The organism is Kitasatospora sp. NPDC048194, assembly GCF_043202455.1.
In the GTDB taxonomy this organism is placed as follows: domain Bacteria; phylum Actinomycetota; class Actinomycetes; order Streptomycetales; family Streptomycetaceae; genus Kitasatospora.
Map to the genome: position 1 here is coordinate 108,998 of NZ_JBIDAK010000012.1, position 16,704 is coordinate 125,701.

17 protein-coding genes are annotated in these 16,704 nt (G+C 73.4%); 5 read left to right on the forward strand and 12 right to left on the reverse strand.

The genetic code is table 11. The features are described from left to right. Positions 1 to 113: 113 nt before the first annotated feature. From cysS to ACGF07_RS17185, 5 genes are all read right to left on the reverse strand, one after another. Positions 114 to 1,508 carry a cysteine--tRNA ligase gene (gene cysS, locus ACGF07_RS17165; RefSeq protein ID WP_392899483.1) on the reverse strand — a complete coding sequence of 465 codons (1,395 nt, stop codon included), beginning with the start codon at positions 1,506 to 1,508 and terminating at the stop codon, positions 114 to 116. A 270-nt stretch (positions 1,509 to 1,778) separates the two neighbouring features. Further along, complete coding sequence (locus tag ACGF07_RS17170; protein ID WP_350748266.1) at positions 1,779 to 2,174, reverse strand: PPOX class F420-dependent oxidoreductase; 396 nt, start codon at positions 2,172 to 2,174, stop codon at positions 1,779 to 1,781. 155 nt (positions 2,175 to 2,329) lie between these two features. Further along, positions 2,330 to 2,821, reverse strand: coding sequence for a 2-C-methyl-D-erythritol 2,4-cyclodiphosphate synthase (ispF, locus tag ACGF07_RS17175; RefSeq protein ID WP_350748263.1), 492 nt, complete (start codon positions 2,819 to 2,821; stop codon positions 2,330 to 2,332). Further along, on the reverse strand, positions 2,811 to 3,536 hold the full coding sequence (gene ispD / locus ACGF07_RS17180; RefSeq protein ID WP_392899487.1) for a 2-C-methyl-D-erythritol 4-phosphate cytidylyltransferase: 726 nt from the start codon (positions 3,534 to 3,536) through the stop codon (positions 2,811 to 2,813). Before ispD ends, ispF begins: the two co-directional genes overlap by 11 nt. Before the next feature lie 291 nt (positions 3,537 to 3,827). Further along, entirely contained in the window at positions 3,828 to 4,310 is a 483-nt protein-coding gene (locus tag ACGF07_RS17185) for a CarD family transcriptional regulator (RefSeq protein ID WP_030244332.1), read from the reverse strand. 570 nt (positions 4,311 to 4,880) lie between these two features. On the opposite strand from ACGF07_RS17185, the gene ACGF07_RS17190 reads away from it, so the two are divergent. After that, the gene (locus ACGF07_RS17190; RefSeq protein ID WP_350748260.1) at positions 4,881 to 5,594 is read left to right on the forward strand and encodes a DUF461 domain-containing protein; all 714 of its coding nucleotides are present in this window, start codon (positions 4,881 to 4,883) and stop codon (positions 5,592 to 5,594) included. 151 nt (positions 5,595 to 5,745) lie between these two features. Here ACGF07_RS17190 and ACGF07_RS17195 read toward each other — a convergent pair whose 3' ends face one another. Together ACGF07_RS17195 and ACGF07_RS17200 are read right to left on the reverse strand one after the other, a co-directional pair. Next, a complete protein-coding gene (locus tag ACGF07_RS17195; protein WP_030061050.1) occupies positions 5,746 to 6,441 on the reverse strand; it encodes a response regulator transcription factor in 696 nt (231 codons plus the stop codon). After that, complete coding sequence (locus tag ACGF07_RS17200) at positions 6,438 to 7,919, reverse strand: sensor histidine kinase (RefSeq protein WP_392899491.1); 1,482 nt, start codon at positions 7,917 to 7,919, stop codon at positions 6,438 to 6,440. The genes ACGF07_RS17195 and ACGF07_RS17200 overlap by 4 nt, the downstream gene beginning before the upstream one ends. Positions 7,920 to 8,225: 306 nt before the next feature. Between ACGF07_RS17200 and phoU the strand changes: the two genes are divergently transcribed. Both phoU and ACGF07_RS17210 read left to right on the forward strand, forming a co-directional pair. Next, positions 8,226 to 8,915 carry a phosphate signaling complex protein PhoU gene (phoU, locus tag ACGF07_RS17205; RefSeq protein WP_350750022.1) on the forward strand — a complete coding sequence of 230 codons (690 nt, stop codon included), beginning with the start codon at positions 8,226 to 8,228 and terminating at the stop codon, positions 8,913 to 8,915. A 265-nt stretch (positions 8,916 to 9,180) separates the two neighbouring features. Then, positions 9,181 to 9,360, forward strand: coding sequence for a hypothetical protein (locus tag ACGF07_RS17210; RefSeq protein ID WP_350750019.1), 180 nt, complete (start codon positions 9,181 to 9,183; stop codon positions 9,358 to 9,360). Positions 9,361 to 9,443: 83 nt separating this feature from the next. Here ACGF07_RS17210 and ACGF07_RS17215 read toward each other — a convergent pair whose 3' ends face one another. Next, a complete protein-coding gene (locus ACGF07_RS17215; protein WP_392899494.1) occupies positions 9,444 to 10,040 on the reverse strand; it encodes a lytic polysaccharide monooxygenase in 597 nt (198 codons plus the stop codon). 275 nt (positions 10,041 to 10,315) lie between these two features. Then, a complete protein-coding gene (locus ACGF07_RS17220; RefSeq protein WP_350740488.1) occupies positions 10,316 to 11,074 on the reverse strand; it encodes a phosphoglyceromutase in 759 nt (252 codons plus the stop codon). A gap of 151 nt (positions 11,075 to 11,225) precedes the next feature. Here ACGF07_RS17220 and ACGF07_RS17225 point away from each other — a divergent pair, with 151 nt between their 5' ends. Further along, on the forward strand, positions 11,226 to 12,542 hold the full coding sequence (locus ACGF07_RS17225; RefSeq protein WP_392899498.1) for an MDR family MFS transporter: 1,317 nt from the start codon (positions 11,226 to 11,228) through the stop codon (positions 12,540 to 12,542). 74 nt (positions 12,543 to 12,616) lie between these two features. On the opposite strand, the gene ACGF07_RS17230 is transcribed toward ACGF07_RS17225, so the two are convergent. Then, complete coding sequence (locus ACGF07_RS17230) at positions 12,617 to 13,144, reverse strand: YbjN domain-containing protein (RefSeq protein ID WP_392899500.1); 528 nt, start codon at positions 13,142 to 13,144, stop codon at positions 12,617 to 12,619. A 158-nt stretch (positions 13,145 to 13,302) separates the two neighbouring features. After that, the gene (gene mshA, locus ACGF07_RS17235; protein WP_392899502.1) at positions 13,303 to 14,676 is read right to left on the reverse strand and encodes a D-inositol-3-phosphate glycosyltransferase; all 1,374 of its coding nucleotides are present in this window, start codon (positions 14,674 to 14,676) and stop codon (positions 13,303 to 13,305) included. 241 nt (positions 14,677 to 14,917) lie between these two features. On the opposite strand from mshA, the gene ACGF07_RS17240 reads away from it, so the two are divergent. Then, positions 14,918 to 15,751, forward strand: coding sequence for a class I SAM-dependent methyltransferase (locus tag ACGF07_RS17240; protein WP_392899505.1), 834 nt, complete (start codon positions 14,918 to 14,920; stop codon positions 15,749 to 15,751). Between the two features lie 175 nt (positions 15,752 to 15,926). Here the strand turns inward: ACGF07_RS17240 and ACGF07_RS17245 are convergent, their stop codons facing one another. Further along, a complete protein-coding gene (locus ACGF07_RS17245; protein ID WP_350740503.1) occupies positions 15,927 to 16,490 on the reverse strand; it encodes an O-acetyl-ADP-ribose deacetylase in 564 nt (187 codons plus the stop codon). Between the last annotated feature and the right edge of the window lie 214 nt (positions 16,491 to 16,704).

Sequence of the window (16,704 nt, forward strand, 5' to 3'; positions counted from 1 at the left end):
CATGCCCGGCCGCCCCGCTCGGTGCGGCGGCGGCCGACGGCATGCGCTACGTCATGCGGGAGGGCCGCACCGGTCCGGTACGGCCCACCCATCACCCCGATCGTCAGATGGGGTTACTGGCTGTTGATCGTCCAGCGCGGGCCGGACGGGGTGTCCTCGATCGCCAGCCCGGCCAGGCCGAGCTGGTCGCGGATGGCATCCGCGGTGGCGAAGTCCTTGCGCTCGCGCGCCGCCTGCCGCTGGTCCAGGACCAGGCGGACCAGCGAGTCGACCACGCCGTGCAGGTCGTCGCCGCGCTCAGCTCCGGCCCAGTGCGGGTCGAGCGGGTCGAGTCCCAGTACTCCGAGCATCGCACGGACCTCGGCCAGCCGCGCCACCACGCTCTCCTTGTCGTCCGCGTTCAGGGCGCTGTTGCCCTGGCGGACGGCGGTGTGCACGACGGCCAGCGCCTGCGGAACGCCGAAGTCGTCGTCCATGGCCTCGGCGAACGCCGGCGGCACCTCGGGCGCCGCGTCGACGGAGCCGCAGCGCTCCGCGGCGCGCTGGACGAAGCCCTCGATCCGGCCGAAGGCGGCCTCGGCCTCGCGCAGCGACTCCTCGCTGTACTCGATCATCGAGCGGTAGTGCGGGGCGGCCAGGTAGTAGCGGAGCACGATCGGCCGCCAGCGCCGGACCATCTCGGAGACCAGCACCGAGTTGCCCAGCGACTTGCTCATCTTCTCGCCGGCCATGGTGACCCAGGCGTTGTGCGCCCAGAAGTTGGCGAAGCCGTCGCCGTAGGCCTTGGACTGGGCGATCTCGTTCTCGTGGTGCGGGAAGATCAGGTCCAGCCCGCCCCCGTGGATGTCGAAGGCAGGGCCCAGGTACTTGTGGGCCATCGCCGAGCACTCCAGGTGCCAACCGGGACGGCCGCGGCCCCACGGGGTCTCCCAGCTCGGCTCGCCCGGCTTGGCGGCCTTCCACATCGCGAAGTCGCGCTGGTCGCGCTTGCCCGTCTCGCCCTCGCCCTCGGGCTGGCGCAGGTCGTCCAGCTTCTGGTTGGACAGCGCCAGGTAGTCGGGGTACGACTTCACGTCGAAGTAGACGTTGCCGTCGGCGGCGTAGGCGTGGCCCTTCTCGATGAGGCCCTGCATCATCTCGATCATCTCGGGGATGTGCCCGGTGGCCCGCGGCTCGACGGTGGGCGGCAGGCAGCCGAGCGCGTCGTAACCGTCGTTGAAGGCGCGCTCGTTCTCGTAGGCGATCTGCCACCACGGCGTGCCGAGCTCGCGCTCCTTGGCGATGATCTTGTCGTCGATGTCGGTGACGTTGCGGGCGAAGGTCACCTGGTAGCCGCGGTAGGCGAACCACCGCTGCATGACGTCGAAGTTGAGCCCGGACCGGATGTGTCCGATGTGAGGCGCCGACTGGACGGTAGCGCCGCACAGGTAGATCGAGACACAACCCGGTACAAGCGGGACGAAGTCGCGTACCTGGCGGGTGCTGGTGTCGTACAGACGAATGCTCACAGCGTCAAGCGTAGTGGGCGGCGGGGAGTGCCCCGCGACATTCCCCGGGAATGCGGGCCGCACCCCCGGGGGAATCGCCGGTCCCGGCCGCCGGTCGGACCGGTCGCGGACGGGGAGCGCGCCGGTCCGAAACCGGCCGAACGCCCTGGCCGGCAGGCCCGCGCGCCGCGCCGGCCATCGCGGGCCGGTCATCGGACGCCGGTCATCGCGTGCTGGTCATCGCGTGCCGGTCATCGACGCCGTCATCGGACGACGACCGTCGGACGACGGTCAGATGCCGCCGACCACCTTGCGCGGGGAGAGCCGGATGACCACCCGGACGTCGTCCGGGCCGTCCCAGGTGTACTTGTCCACGCCCCGGTACTTGGCGGCCAGCTCGTCGATCAGCTCCCGGCCGCCCTCGGTGGTCATCGTCACCGAACCGCGCGCCTCCAGGTACTCGTACGGGCTCTCCGGCGGGTTGATCACCAGCGAGACGCGCGGGTCCTTCACCAGGTTGAGGTGCTTGCGGCGGCCCTCGACGGTGGAGAACAGGATGTCGTCACCGTCCCGCTTGACCCAGACCACCGAGGACTGGGGGCTGCCGTCCGGCTGGATCGTCGACAGCACGGCGAAGCTCTTGCCGTCGATCAACGCCTTGGCCCTGTCGGAAAGTTCGACTCCCATCGGAAACCTCTTCTCGTCGGCGGCGGTACGGCCCGGTGCGAGCTGCGCGCGGGCCCGGATCGCACACTACCCATCCGGGCCCCGGCGAAGCCTGTTGAACACCCGTCAGGGGCGGCCCGTTCCGGCCCGCGGCCCGGTCGCCCGGGCCGCCAGGCTCAACGCCGCGCGTACACCAGGGCGGTGGCGATCGCGGCCAGCCCTTCGGCCCGGCCGGTCAGCCCCAGGCCGTCGGTGGTGGTACCGGACACCGACACCGGGGCGCCGACCGCTTCGGACAGCACGCCCTGCGCCTCGGCCCGCCGCTTGCCGACCTTCGGCCGGACGCCGATCACCTGGACCGCGACGTTGCCGATCTCGAAGCCCGCCTCGCGGACCAGCCGGGCCGCCTCGCCGAGCAGCTTCACTCCGGAGGCACCGGCCCACTCCGGGCGGTCGGTGCCGAAGTGGGCGCCCAGGTCGCCGATTCCGGCGGCCGAGAACAGCGCGTCGCAGGCGGCGTGCGCGGCGACGTCCGCGTCCGAGTGCCCGGACAGCCCGAACTCGGCGTCCGGCCACTCCAGTCCGGCCACCCAGAGCGGCCGGCCGGCCTCGAAGGCGTGCACGTCGGTGCCGATCCCCACCCGGGGGATCAACGGCTCAGTAGTCATCGGCGGCCCTCCGGCGGGCGAGTACGGCCTCGGCGAGCACGAGGTCCAACGGGCGGGTGACCTTGAACGCCTCCTCGTGGCCGGGCACCACGACGACCTGGCCCCCGTAGCGCTCCACCAGGCCGGCGTCGTCCGTGACCGCCGGGGCGTCGGCGCCGCCCGCGGCCTCCTCGGCCAGTGCCTTGGCGTGCACCTCGACCAGGGTGGCCCGGTCGAAGCCCTGCGGGGTCTGCACCGCGCGCAGGGTGGCCCGCTCCGGGGTGTCGACGACCGGCTCGGGGCGGCCCGGGCTGGGCTCGACCCGCTTCACGGTGTCGGCCAGCGGCACCGCGGGCACCACGGCGGGCGCCCCGGCCCGGACGGCGGCCGCGACGGCGTCCACCACCTCGACCGGGACCAGCGGACGGGCCGCGTCGTGCACCAGGACGATCTCCACGTCCTCCGGGATCGCGGCCAGACCGAGCCGGACGGACTCCTGGCGGGTCGAGCCGCCGGCCACCACCCGGACGTCCTTGCCGGCCAGACCGTGGCTGTCCAGCAGGGCGACCACCTCGGCCACCCCGTCGGCGGGCGCGGCGACCACGACCAGGCCGACCGCCCGGCTGCGCGCCAGCGCCCGTACGGCGTGCACCAGGAGCGGGACGCCGCCCAGGTCACGCAGGGCCTTCGGGGCACCGGGCCCCAGCCGCTCACCGCGTCCTGCGGCGGGCACCACTGCTGCTGCGACTGCTGCTGAGGCGTTCAGGTTTCACTCCTTCGGCGAAGTGGGTATGGCCTTGGCGTGCCCGGCGGGCGCAGGGGCCCCTTCCGAAGAGACACGGTCCACCGCAGCCTGCCGCACAGCTCCGCAAAAACGGTCTTGCAGGCCCGGACCGGCTCGGGCGGGAGACGTCGTCCGGACACGCCTCAGCGCCCGAAGTGCCACTGCACCACTCCCGGACGTTCCGTCCAGGGAGCGGCGCGCCGACACCGGGCGCTGTGAGCGGTGGGCGGCAGCCCGACTGCCCTACGAGGCGAGCACCTCGTCGAGCAGCGTCTCCGCCTTGTCCTCGTTGGTGTTCTCCGCCAGCGCGAGCTCGCTGACGAGGATCTGGCGCGCCTTCGCGAGCATCCGCTTCTCGCCGGCCGAGAGACCGCGCTCGCGCTCGCGACGCCAGAGGTCGCGCACAACCTCGGCGACCTTGATAACGTCACCCGAGGCGAGCTTCTCCAGGTTCGCCTTGTAGCGACGGGACCAGTTGGTCGGCTCTTCGGTGTACGGTGCGCGCAGCACCTCGAAGACCCGGTCCAGACCCTCCTGGCCGACTACATCGCGCACGCCGACGAACTCCGCGTTCTCGGCGGGCACCCGGAGCGTCAGGTCTCCCTGCTGCACCTTGAGCACCAGGTAGGTCTTGTCCACACCTTTGATCTGGCGAATTTCGATGGCCTCGATCAGCGCGGCCCCGTGATGGGGGTAGACCACCGTGTCGCCAACCTTGAACGTCATGTGACAGGACCCCTTCCGTGGCTTTCCAGAATAACACGCCTCGCGGCGCACCCGAAGGGCGTTTTCGCAGGTCAGGGCCGGTCTCGGGGCTTGACAAGGACCCCCATGACGTGCTGCGACCGGTGTTCGACAGGAGCTTCCCGCAGGTCGGAGGCGGTTCCGGCACCTGACGAAACCCTTGCGCAACCCCCCGGTAACCGTGATTGGATCTTGAGCTTTCACCCCTTTTCGAGTCGTGATCCGATCGTTATTTGATCTTGGTCGAAGCTTGTCCTCGGGGCTCCTCTCGGCCTCGCCCTTGGCGTGGCGCGGCGGGGCGACGCCTCGGAGCGGCGCCTCGGAGCGCCCTTTCGGATCGGTACCTCGGAGCGCCACCGCGGCGGGTGCGCTCGGACGGTGTCGCCGGAACGCGCCATCCCCGAGGCCTCGGGCACCAGCGCCCGTACGGCCGGACGGCCCCCAGGGGGCCCCGGGAGTGCGACACGGGGACCACCCCGTGAGGAGCGCATAAGTGAGGTCGATAATCTGAGACCTGACCTGTCGACACGTGACCTAGGAGAAGCCGCCGCCGTGAGCCGCAGCCTTCGACGCGGCAGCATCGCCGCCATCGCCGCCATCGCCATCGCCTCGCTGTCCTCCTGCGCGGCCGGCAACACGCCGGACACCCTGCAGATCAAGCCCGACAACGCGGCGGCGACCGTCGGGACGAACCTCCGGCTGAACAACATCGTGCTCGTCACCGGGGCGGGTACCTCGACCGACTACACGGGCCCCGTGAACGTGGTCGTCAACATCTCCAACACGGCCACCACGCCGGCCGAGCTGCAGTCGATCGCCGTCGGCACCAGCAGCGCCACCTTCGCGGACGCCGCCGGCGCCCCGCTGTCCAGCATCGTCATCCCGGCCGGTGGCTCGGTGTCGGTCGGCGGCCAGGGCAACCCGTCCGCCACCGTCCCGGCGGCCTCCGTCCGCGTCGGCGGCTTCGCCACCACCACCTTCACCTTCAAGGACGGCCAGAAGGTCGACGCCCAGGCCGCCGTCAGCCCGGACTCGGGCCCCGGGGGCCGCGGCCTGTACAACGGCTACGGACCGACGCCGTCGGCCACGACCTCCAAGAGCGCCACCCCGGCCTCCCCGGGCGCGACCACCCCGGCGGCCACCCCGTCCGCGGGCGCCACCACCCCGGCCGCCCCCGGCACCCCCTCGGCCGGCGCGACCACCGCCGCGGCCACGCCGTCCGGTGCCGCCGGCGCACCGACGACCGCTCCGGCCGCCGCCCACTGACGCGACGCACCGCCTCCCGCCGGCCCGCTCCGGGCGCACGGGAGAGCCGACACGCGGAAGGCCCCCACCGGTCGGTGGGGGCCTTCCGCTGTCGGAGGTCCTGCGGGCCGGGCACGACGGCCCGGGCCCACCGTTCCCGCTGTTCGGCGGCCTACGGCTCGAACTTGTAGCCGAGGCCGCGGACGGTGACCAGGTAGCGGGGCGCGCCCGGGTCGGGCTCGATCTTGGCCCGCAGGCGCTTCACGTGGACGTCCAGGGTCTTGGTGTCGCCGACGTAGTCCGCGCCCCAGACCCGGTCGATCAGCTGCATGCGGGTCAGCACCCGGCCCGCGTTGCGCAGCAGCATCTCCAGCAGGTCGAACTCCTTGAGCGGCAGGTCGACCTTGGCGCCGTCCACCGTCACCACGTGCCGGTCGACGTCCATCCGGACCGGGCCCGCCTCCAGGGCGCCCGGGCCGCCGCCGTTCTCGCCCGCGCCGCCGTCCTCGCCGCGGCGGCGCAGCACCGCGCGGATCCGGGCGACCAGCTCCCGGGTCGAGTACGGCTTGGTGACGTAGTCGTCAGCACCTATCTCCAGCCCGACGACCTTGTCGATCTCGCTGTCCTTGGCGGTCACCATGATCACCGGGACGTTGGAGCGCACCCGGAGCTGGCGGCAGACCTCGGTGCCCGGGAGACCCGGCAGCATCAGGTCGAGCAGGACGAGGTCGGCGCCGTTGCGTTCGAACTGCTCCAGGGCGTCGGGCCCGGTGGCGGCGACGGCCACCTCGAAGCCCTCCTTGCGGAGCATGTACGAGAGGGCGTCGCTGAACGACTCCTCGTCCTCGACCACCAGTACTCGGGTCACGATCGGGCCTCCGGGGCAAGCGTGGTTGGGGTTGTCAGGGGTTCTTTCCGCTCCCCGGCGGAGAGCGGGCGGGCCGTGCCGTGCGGACGGTCCGGGGTGAGGGTTCGTGGGGCGGTCCCGTCGGCGCCGTCGACGGCAGCGTCGACGTCGACGTCGACGTCAGCGGCGGCATCGGTGTCGGCGGCGTCGGCGTCGGTGTCGGCGGCAGCCGCGGGGCGGTCGCCGGTGGACCGGTCACCGTCGGCTTCGCCGGCGGGGCGGTCGTCGGCGGGCGCCTGTCCGGCGGGCAGCCGGAGGGTGAAGGTCGACCCCTGGCCCTCGACGCTCCACACCGAGACCGTGCCGCCGTGCGAGGCGGCGACGTGCTTGACGATGGACAGGCCGAGGCCGGTCCCGCCGGTCTGCCGGGAGCGGGCCGGGTCGACCCGGTAGAAGCGTTCGAAGACCCGCTCGCGGTCCTTCTCGGAGATGCCGATGCCCTGGTCGGTCACCGAGACCTCGATCAGCTCGCCGTCCGCCTCGCCGAGCGCCGCGGCGCTCGAGATCCGGCGGGTGGCGATCGCCACCCGGGTGCGGGGCGGACTGTAGTTGACGGCGTTCTCCACCAGGTTGCCGAGGGCGGCGGCGAGCTGGCCCCGGTTGCCGTGCAGGTAGAGCCCGGCGATGCCCCCGGCCGCGATCAGGATCTGCTTGGCGGCGGCCTGCTGGCGGCAGCGGTCGATCGCCTCGGCGATCAGCTCGTCCACCGCGACCGGCTCCGGATCGGCCATCAGCCGGTCGTCCTGGACCCGGGAGAGGTCGATGATCTCCTGCACCAGGCTGGCCAGGCGGGTCGCCTCGACCTGCATCCGGCCGGCGAAGCGCTGCACCGCCTCCGGGTCGTCGGCCGCGTCGGCGACCGCCTCGGACAGCAGGGACAGGGCACCCACCGGAGTCTTGAGCTCATGGCTGACGTTGGCGACGAAGTCTCGGCGGACGGCCTCCACCCGGCGGCGCTCGGTCTGGTCCTCGACCAGCACCAGCACCAGTCGGGAGCCCAGCGGGGCGACCCGGACCGACACCGCGAGCGGCTCCGCGGCACGGGCGGCGCCCGGGCGGGGCACCTCCAGCTCGACCTGCCGGATCTCGCCGTCCCGGCGGGTGGCGCGCGCCAGTGCGAGCATCGGGTCCACGGCGACCGCGCCGCCGCGCACCAGGCCCATCGCGTACGCCGCCGAGCTGGCCTTGACCACCTCGTCGCCCTCGCCCAGCACGATCGCGCAGGAGCGCAGCACGGAGAGTACGGTGTCCACCCCCGGCGGGAGCGGGGGTTCCGGGTTGCCGGTGCCCAGTGCCTGGTACCGGCCGTAGTGCCTGCCGCCGGGCTGCCTGCCCTTGGCCTGCTCGCGCTCGCTCCAGCGGAAGGCGATGGAGGCGGTGAGGCCGACGCCGAGCCCGGCTATGGCACAGGCGGCGGCAGCGGCCACGTTCACGTCCATGTGGCCAGCGTAAGCGTACGGCCAGGGCACTCCCCAAGGGCTGGATCAAGGCATCGACCACGCGTTGCCGAGAATTCACCTTCACGTAGCTGCCGATTCACCGCACCGGCCGTACGACGTCGCCCGAACGGCGGAGGGTTGGCTGTGCAGCCCGTGTGGGAGAGAACGGCGCGGCCGCCAGCGGCCACCGTCTCAGGTGTGCGCGTACGATTCGCGCCACCAGCAGCGGTCACCCGGACGCCGGAACGGCGGTCGGACGGGCTGACCGGTCGGCACCGCCACCGACACAGCTACTGAGGAGAGAACATGCGCGACGCGTACCACGAGGAACTGGACTCGATCGGCGACGGCCTGGTCGAGATGGCCCGGCTGGTCGGCTCGGCCATGGGGCGGGCCACCACCGCCCTCCTCGACGCGGACCTGGCGCTGGCGGAGAGCGTCATCGCCGCCGACGAGAAGGTCAACGACCTCCACCACGAGCTGGAGAACCGCGCCATCGACCTGCTCGCGCGGCAGCAGCCCGTCGCCACGGACCTGCGCATCGTGGTCACCTCGCTGCGGATGAGCGCCGACCTGGAGCGCTGCGGGGACCTCGCCCGGCACGTCGCCAAGGTCGCGCGGATGCGCTACCCGGAGACGGCCGTGCCGACCGACCTCCAGTCCACCGTCCTGGAGATGGGGCAGCTCGCCCAGCGGCTGGTGGCCAAGACGGGCCTGGTGATCGCCACCAAGGACGTCGACAAGGCCCTGGAGCTGGAGCAGGACGACGACGCCATCGACAGCCTGCACCGCGAACTGCTGTCGCACCTGATCGACGACCGCTGGCACCACGGCATCGAGACCGCCGTCGACATCACCCTGGTCGGCCGCTACTACGAGCGCTTCGCGGACCACGCGGTGTCGGTCGCCAAGCGCGTGGTGTACCTGGTGACGGGCGAGCACGTGGCCGAGTTCGTGGCCGCCACCGAGGCGGCAGGAGCCGTCGAGGCGGGATGACGTGGGCCGGCGGGTGACCGGCCCGGCGAGTGACCGGCAGGGGCGGGTGACCGGCAGGGGCGAGTGACCGGCAGGGGCAGGTGGCAGGCCCGGGGGGGTGACCGGCTCTCCTCCCGGAAGCGGGTAAACCTGCGGCGAGGGTGGTGCGGGCGCACGTTCCCCCGTACGTCCCACCACTGCGCGCCTGTTGACGCTCCCTCCGATCGGCCGCTTCACTCGATCTCGGGGGCACAGGAGTGCGCCCGTCAGAGGAGGGAAGAGCTCGATGAAGGCCAACCCGAGCCGACCGGCAACCGCCCATGACCCCGTCGAGCCGCCCGCCCCGAAACTGCTGCCCGTCCTCGCGGCCGGCTGCGGCTGCGGCCCGGGCTGCGGATGCGGCTGCCAGTCCGGCGCGCCCTGCCAGTGCGGCGGCGCGGACGGCGGCTGCTGCGGCGGCCACTGAGGAAACCGCCACCGAGGCGTCACGGGGTGCACGGCCGCCGAGCGGCCGTGCACCCCGCCGCCGTCTCCGACCGGGTCCCGGTGTCAGAACCGGACGTCGGTGCAGGAGTAGAAGGCGTTCCCGGTGTCGGCGATCGTCCAGACCGCGACGACCACCTGGTGGCCGGTGCGCCCGCTCGGGAGGGTCGCGGTGTGGCTGAGCGTGCCCGGCACCTGGCGGCCGTTGTACGGGACGGTGAGGAAGGGCGTCAGGTCCAGGTCGGCCCGGGTGACCGGCCGGCCGGCGTCGTAGCCCGGCTTGGTCATGTAGTACCTGAAGTCGGTGGTGGCGTGCCGGGCGGTGAACTTCCAGGTGAACGTGAGCCGCTGGCCCGCCGTCACCGCCGTGGTCGGCCAGGCGCCGCCGTGCGGGTCGTCCAGTTCGGCGAAGCGGGCGTTGCCGCCGGCGCAGATGGTCCCGTCGGAGGGCCCGGCTGCCGGGAAGCCCTTGGGACCCTCGACGCTCTGCGGCTCCCACTGGATGTCACCGCAGTCCCACGGCACGGCGCCCGCGTCGGCGTCGCAGAGCGCGGCCCGGCTGGGCGGCGTCGTGATGTAACCGTGGGACTGGGCGGGGAAGGCCAGGCCGAGCGGGACCGCCAGCGCGGCGACGGCCGCTCCGACCAGAAGACGTGTGCGCATGGTGCTCCTCCGTGGGGGTGGATGGAGTGTGCGCCGGGACGCAGGCGCGCGCGTGGGGGTGCGGCAGCCATGACCGGGGAAGTCCTTGGCATGCCTGCGCCATCCCGGTGCCCTCACGGTAGGAGCCCACGCCACCGCGCGTCAATGGTCTGAACCACTCTAGCGGCCCCAACTGACCTGGGAAACGGGCCGGTTGAACGACGAAGGCCCCGCCCCCGGCAATCCGGGAGCGGGGCCTCGGGCTGTCGGGCCTGGTTCCGGCCCTCCCCCTCGTCCTACTTCTTGCCCTGGTTCTTGACCGCCTCGATGGCGGCGGCGGCGGCCTCGGCGTCGAGGTAGCGGCCACCGGCCACGACCGGCTTGAAGTCGGCGTCGAGCTCGTAGACCAGCGGGATGCCGGTCGGGATGTTCAGCCCGGCGATGTCGGCGTCGGAGATGCCGTCCAGGTGCTTGACCAGCGCGCGCAGGCTGTTGCCGTGGGCGGTGACCAGGACCGTCCGGCCGGCGGCGAGGTCCGGGACGATGGCGTCGTACCAGTACGGGAGCATCCGCTCGACGACGTCCTTCAGGCACTCGGTGCGCGGACGCAGCTCGCTCGGGATGTCGGCGTAGCGGGCGTCACCGGCCTGCGAGTACTCCGCGTCGTCGGCGAGGACCGGCGGCGGGGTGTCGTAGGAGCGGCGCCACAGCTGGAACTGCTCCTCGCCGAACTCGGCCAGCGTCTGGGCCTTGTCCTTGCCCTGGAGCGCACCGTAGTGCCGCTCGTTCAGGCGCCAGCTGCGGCTGACCGGGATCCAGTGGCGGTCGGCCTTGTCCAGGGCGATCTGCGAGGTGCGGATGGCGCGGCGCAGCAGCGAGGTGTGCACCACGTCGGGGAACAGGCCCTCGGCGGCCAGGAGCTCGCCACCGCGGGCGGCCTCCTTCTCGCCCTTCTCGTTGAGGTCGACGTCGACCCAACCGGTGAACAGGTTCTTCTGGTTCCACTGGCTCTCGCCGTGGCGGAGCAGGATGAGTCGGTACGTCGTGTCAGCCATGGCCCCCAGCTTAGTGGAGGGCCGATAAACCCCTGGTGGGGACCTCGGACGGGTGGGTAATGTGTGCTCAGCACATCTGCCACTTACATGCGTCGGCTGACCGGGGCCTGCCTCCGCCGGTCGGCGGGCGCCTGCCCTCGGGAGCCCCCACATGCTCGTCCCCCAGGCCGCCGACGCCCGGTTCCGAAGAATGGTCCGCGAGACGGTGGGCGGGTTGCCGCGGGAGTTCTGGTGGCTCTGGGTCTCGACGCTGGTCAACCGGCTCGGCGCGTTCGTGGTCACCTTCCTGTCGCTCTACCTCACCGGCGACCGGGGGTACTCGGCTTCCTACGCGGGCCTGGTCGCCTCCCTGTTCGGGCTCGGTGCGGCGGTCTCGTCGATCGTCGCCGGCATCCTGACCGATCGGATCGGGCGCCGGCCGACCCTGGTCGCCGCGCAGGTCGGCACGGCCCTGTTCACCGCCGTCCTCGGCTTCACGGACGGCCAGGTGGCGATCGCCGTGGTGGCCTTCCTGGTCGGCTTCTGCAACAACGCCACCCGCCCGGCCATCTCGGCGATCATCGCGGACATCGTCCCGGCCGCCGACCGGGTCCGGGCCTACTCGCTGAACTTCTGGGCGATCAACCTGGGCTTCGGCCTCTCCGCAGCCGTCGCCGGCCTGATCGCCACCTACGGCTACCTCACGCTGTTCCTGCTGGACGCGCTCTCCACGCTGCTCTGCGCGGTGGTGATCTTCGTCAGGATCCCGGAGACCAGGCCCGACGCCCCGGCGGAGCGGGCGGACGAACCGGCGGTCGGCCTCGGCACCGTGGTCCGCGACAGCCGCTTCATGGCGGTGGTCGGGCTCACCCTGCTGATCGCGCTGGTGATGCAGCAGTCCTCCACCACGCTCCCGGTGGACATGGGCGAGCAGGGCATCACCTCCTCCCAGTACGGCCTGGTCATCAGCCTGAACGGGCTGCTGATCGTGCTGCTGCAGATCCCGCTCACCCGCTGGGTCGAAGGCCGCAGTCGAACGGCCATGCTGGTGGCCGCGGCGCTGCTCATCGGCTGGGGCTTCGGCATGACGGCCCTCGCCGGGGCGTCGGCGTGGTGGTACGCCGTCACCGTGGCGGTCTGGACGATCGGGGAGATCGGCTACACGCCGACCCTGATGGGTCTCGTCGCCGAGCTGTCCCCGCCCCAGGCGCGCGGCCGCTACCAGGGCGTCTACTCGCTCTCCTGGTCGCTGGCCCTGTTCCTCGGCCCGGCCGTGGGCGGTGTGGTGCTGGACCACGCCGGCGGCGGGGTGCTCTGGGGCACCTGCGGGGTGTGCGGCACCGTGGCCGCGCTCGGGTACGCGCTGCTGGGGAGGCGATCCGGCGCCCCGGCCGGCACCGGGGCCGTTGCGGCCGTTGCGGTGGCGGCGCCCGTGACGGCGGCCGGGAAGGCTCCGGCGGAGGCCGAGCAGGCTCCGACGGGCGTCTGAGCGGTCGGCCGGGGCCGGCGGGGCGCCGACCGGCGGCCGGTCGGCGGCCGGTCGGGCGGGCGATCGGGCGACGGTCAGCCGGCGAGCGGGCCCTCGGCGGGCGGGGCGGCCAGGTGGGCGAAGGCGGCCAGGTTGCGGGTGGACTCCCCGCGCTTGGTGCGCCACTCCCACTCGCGCCGGATCGCCGAGGCGAAGCCCAGCTCCAGCAGGGTGTTGAAGGGCTCGTCGGCGTTCTCCAGCACCGTCCCGAGCAGCCGGTCCACGGCCTCCGGGCCGAGTGCCTCCAGCGGCAGGCGGCCGGCCAGGTAGACGTCGCCCAGGCTGTCGATCGCGTACGCGACGCCGTACATCCGGGTGTTGCGCTCCAACAGCCAGCGGTAGACGGCCTCGTGGTTCTCGTCCGGGCGGCGGATCACGAAGGCGTTCACCGACAGGGTGTGGTCGCCGACCCGCAGGGCGCAGGTGGTGGACAGCTTCCGGGTGCCCGGAAGCGTCGCCACCAGGGTGTAGGGGTCGGCGGCGGCCGGCTCCCACGCCACCCCGGCGTCGTCCAGGGCGGTGCGCAGGAGGGTCAGGGCCTCGTCCTTGGTGCGGATAGCCATGGGGGTGACGTTACTCGGCGGTACCGCCGGACCGCAGCCCGCACCGCATGGCGGGGCCGCGGCGGACTTGGCAGCCGGCACCGCGCGGGGGCTGGAACCGCAGCCGGAACCGCGCGGCGAGGCCGGAACCGCAGCCGGAACCGCGCGGTGGGCGGGCGTCAGACCGGGCGGCGGCGGGCCCCGGCGAGGCGGCCGGCCGGCCGGGCCAGGCTCCCCGCGTACACCTCGGCGGTGGTCGCCGCGGCGGTGTCCCAGCCGAAGGCGGCCGCGTGCCGGGCCGCCGCCGCGCCGCGCCCGGCCACCAGCGCCCGGTCCGTCACGTACGGCTCCAGCGCGCGGGCCCACTCCAGCGGGTCGTGGCCGTTCACCAGGGTGCCGGACTCGCCGTCCCGCACCGCGACCGGCAGGCCCCCGACCGCGGCCGCCACCACCGGGGTGCCGCAGGCCTGCGCCTCCAGTGCCACCAGGCCGAACGACTCGCTGTAGGACGGCATCACCAGGGCCGTCGCCGCGCGGTACCACTCCGCGAGGTGCGTCTGGCCGACCGGGGGGTGGAACCGCACCACGTCGCCGATGCCCAGCTGGGCGGCCAGCTTGTGCAGGCTCTCCGGCCGGGCCAGCCCGGTGCCGGACGGCCCGCCGACCACCGGCACCACCAGGCGCTCGCGCAGCTCCGGACGGGCCTCCAGCAGCGCGGCCACCGCCCGCAGCAGCACGTCCGGCGCCTTCAGCGGCTGGATCCGGCCGGCGAACAGCAGCACCGCGGCGTCCTGCGGCAGGCCCAGCCGGGCGCGGGCCGCGGCCGAGGCGTGCGGCCCGCCGGGCCGGAAGACGTCCAGGTTCACCCCGGGGTGCACGACGGCCAGCTGGTCCGACCGGGCGCCGTAGTGCAGCGCCAGCTCGGCGGCCTCCTCGGTGGTGTTGGCGATCAGCCGGTCGGCCGCCTCGACCACCTGGGTCTCACCGATCACCCGGGCCGGGGGCTCGGGCGTGTCGCCTTCGGCCAGCGCGGCGTTCTTCACCTTCGCCATGGTGTGCATGGTGTGCACCAGCGGCACCCCCCAGCGCTGCGCGGCCAGCCAGCCGACCTGCCCGGAGAGCCAGTAGTGCGAGTGCACCAGGTCGTAGTGGCCGGGGCGGTGGCCCGCCTCGGTGCGCAGCACGCCGTGGGTGAAGGCGCACAGCTGGGCCGGCAGGTCCTCCTTGACCAGCCCCTCGTACGGCCCGGCGGTGACGTGGCGGACCAGCACGCCCGGGGCCAGCTCGACGGTCGGTGCGTCGTCCGAGCAGGTGGACCGGGTGAACACCTCGACCTCGATGTTCAGCTCCGCCAGGCGCTTGGCCAGCTCGACGATGTAGACGTTCATCCCGCCGGCGTCCCCGGTGCCGGGCTGGTGCAGCGGCGAGGTGTGGACGCTCAGCATGGCTATCCGGCGCGGGCGCCGGCGCCCCGGGACGAGCGACTGGAGCCGGCCGCGCGCGGGCCCGGCGGACTGGGCACGGCGTACCGAACGGACGGGGTGCTGGATCACCTGGCTGAAGCCTCCTCGTGTGCGGCCCGTCTCGGCGGTCCGCGTGGACGGGCCGCCGCATGTCCGGTGTGCGCTGCCCCGTCCGGGCACACATCACCACCAGTCTGCCAACCACACGGCGCCCGCCCGGCATTCCCGGCCCGGTGGGTGAGATGACAGGGACCGGCCAGCCGCGCCGGGGCCCGGGGCAGCCGTGCTGGTCAGGGGCGGTGCCGCCGTCGGCCCGACTACCCTTCTGGACATGGCCGCCTCCTTCGACCCCACGACCACCGCGCCCGCCCGCGGGCGGACCGGCCGTCCGGTGGGGAACGTCACCCGGGGCACCACCAACACCAACCGGCTGCGCCGGATGGACCGCTGGATCGCCCACGCCCTGGGCCCCGCCCTGCGGTCCGCCGAACGCCCGCCGGTGGCCGTCGACCTCGGCTACGGCGCGGCGCCGTGGACGGCCGTGGAACTGGCCGGGCGACTGCGGGCGGTGCGGCCGGACGTGCGGGTGGTCGGGATCGAGATCGAACCGGAGCGGGTCGCGGCCGCGCTGCCGTACGCCGAACCGCCGCTGCTCAGCTTCCGGCGCGGCGGCTTCGAGGTGCCGCTGGACGGCGGGGCGCGGGCCCAGCTGATCCGGGCGGCCAACGTGCTGCGGCAGTACGAGGAGTCGGCGGTGGCCGGGGTGTGGGAGCGGCTGTGCGCCCGGCTCGCCCCGGACGGGCTGCTGGTCGAGGGCACCTGCGACGAGATCGGACGGCGGCACGTCTGGGTCGCGCTCGGGCCGGAGGGGCCGCGCACGGTGACCTTCGCGGCCCGACTGGGCGGCCTGGAGCAGCCCTCCGACCTGGCCGAGCGGCTGCCGAAGGCGCTGATCCACCACAACGTGCCGGGGCGGCCGGTGCACGCCTTCCTGACCGACTTCGACCGGGCCTGGGCGGCTGCCGCGCCCTACGGGGCGTTCGGCGCGCGGCAGCGCTGGGTGGCCGCGTGCACGGCGCTGGCCGGCAGCTGGCCGCTGGTGGACGCGCGCGGCCGGTGGCGGCAGGGCGAGGTCACGGTGCCGTGGACGGCGCTCGCGCCGTAGCGGTCGGCCGCGGCACCGGCGAGCGGGCGCGGGTGCTCCCCCCGGGAGGCTTTCACTCGAACGAGTTATCGAATATCTCTGGCGCGTTGACGCTTCAGCACGCCACGATGGAGGCCGCCGAGCGGCGACACCACACGCCGCTCGGCGCCCACTCAGGCATGGCCGCGCACCACCGTCAGCCGTTCCGGCCGGGCAGCTCCGCCAGGGCCCGTTCGAACACCCCGTACATCTCCGACCCGAACAGCACGAACCGCACCTCCGCCAGCCCCGCGCCCGCAGGTTCGTCGTCGCCGTCCAGCACCTGGGCGACGGTGCCGAGCGCGATCCGGGCCGCGTCCTCCGGCGGCCAGCCGAAGATGCCGGCCGACACCGCGGGGAAGGCCACCGTGGCCGCGCCCAACTCCGCCGCCACGCGCAACGACTCGCGATAGCAGGAGGCCAACAGCCCAGCCCGCTCCTCGTACTCCTCCGCCAGGTACACCGGCCCGACGGTGTGCACCACCCACCGGGCCGGAAGCCGCCCGGCCGTGGTCGCCACGGCCCGCCCGGTGGGCAGCCCCTTGCCCCAGTGCGAGGCCCGCAGCCGGCGGCACTCCTCCAGGATCTGCGGCCCGCCCTTGCGGTGGATCGCGCCGTCCACCCCGCCCCCGCCCAGCAAGGACGAGTTGGCGGCGTTCACCACCGCGTCCACCCGCTGCTCCGTGATGTCACCCTCGACCAGGGTGATCCGCGGCACCATCAACTGTCCCCTTCCCCGGCCCCGCCCGTCGGCTGACGGGCGGGGATCCGAGCCGTCGTTCGAGTCCGATCACCACACCGCCACCGGCGTGGCAATAGCCACAACGGCGCCGGTCGGCCGAAGAAATCCCCGGAGATCACGTTATGGTCGCGAGAAGTTCCCCGACGCGAGGTGCCAGGCGGGCACCGCGGACGGACGCCGACCGTTACGCAGT

Excerpts from the sequence above, each read along its gene's own strand:
- ACGF07_RS17245 (WP_350740503.1), bottom strand. The coding sequence starts at position 16,490 with ATGGTGCCGCGGATCACCCTGGTCGAGGGTGACATCACGGAGCAGCGG.
- ACGF07_RS17240 (WP_392899505.1), top strand. The coding sequence starts at position 14,918 with ATGGCCGCCTCCTTCGACCCCACGACCACCGCGCCCGCCCGCGGGCGG.
- ACGF07_RS17210 (WP_350750019.1), top strand. The coding sequence starts at position 9,181 with ATGAAGGCCAACCCGAGCCGACCGGCAACCGCCCATGACCCCGTCGAG.
- ispF (WP_350748263.1), bottom strand. The coding sequence starts at position 2,821 with ATGACTACTGAGCCGTTGATCCCCCGGGTGGGGATCGGCACCGACGTG.
- ACGF07_RS17225 (WP_392899498.1), top strand. The coding sequence starts at position 11,226 with ATGCTCGTCCCCCAGGCCGCCGACGCCCGGTTCCGAAGAATGGTCCGC.
- ACGF07_RS17230 (WP_392899500.1), bottom strand. The coding sequence starts at position 13,144 with ATGGCTATCCGCACCAAGGACGAGGCCCTGACCCTCCTGCGCACCGCC.
- phoU (WP_350750022.1), top strand. The coding sequence starts at position 8,226 with ATGCGCGACGCGTACCACGAGGAACTGGACTCGATCGGCGACGGCCTG.
- ACGF07_RS17200 (WP_392899491.1), bottom strand. The coding sequence starts at position 7,919 with ATGGACGTGAACGTGGCCGCTGCCGCCGCCTGTGCCATAGCCGGGCTC.
- ACGF07_RS17170 (WP_350748266.1), bottom strand. The coding sequence starts at position 2,174 with ATGGGAGTCGAACTTTCCGACAGGGCCAAGGCGTTGATCGACGGCAAG.
- ACGF07_RS17220 (WP_350740488.1), bottom strand. The coding sequence starts at position 11,074 with ATGGCTGACACGACGTACCGACTCATCCTGCTCCGCCACGGCGAGAGC.
- ACGF07_RS17215 (WP_392899494.1), bottom strand. The coding sequence starts at position 10,040 with ATGCGCACACGTCTTCTGGTCGGAGCGGCCGTCGCCGCGCTGGCGGTC.
- ACGF07_RS17185 (WP_030244332.1), bottom strand. The coding sequence starts at position 4,310 with ATGACGTTCAAGGTTGGCGACACGGTGGTCTACCCCCATCACGGGGCC.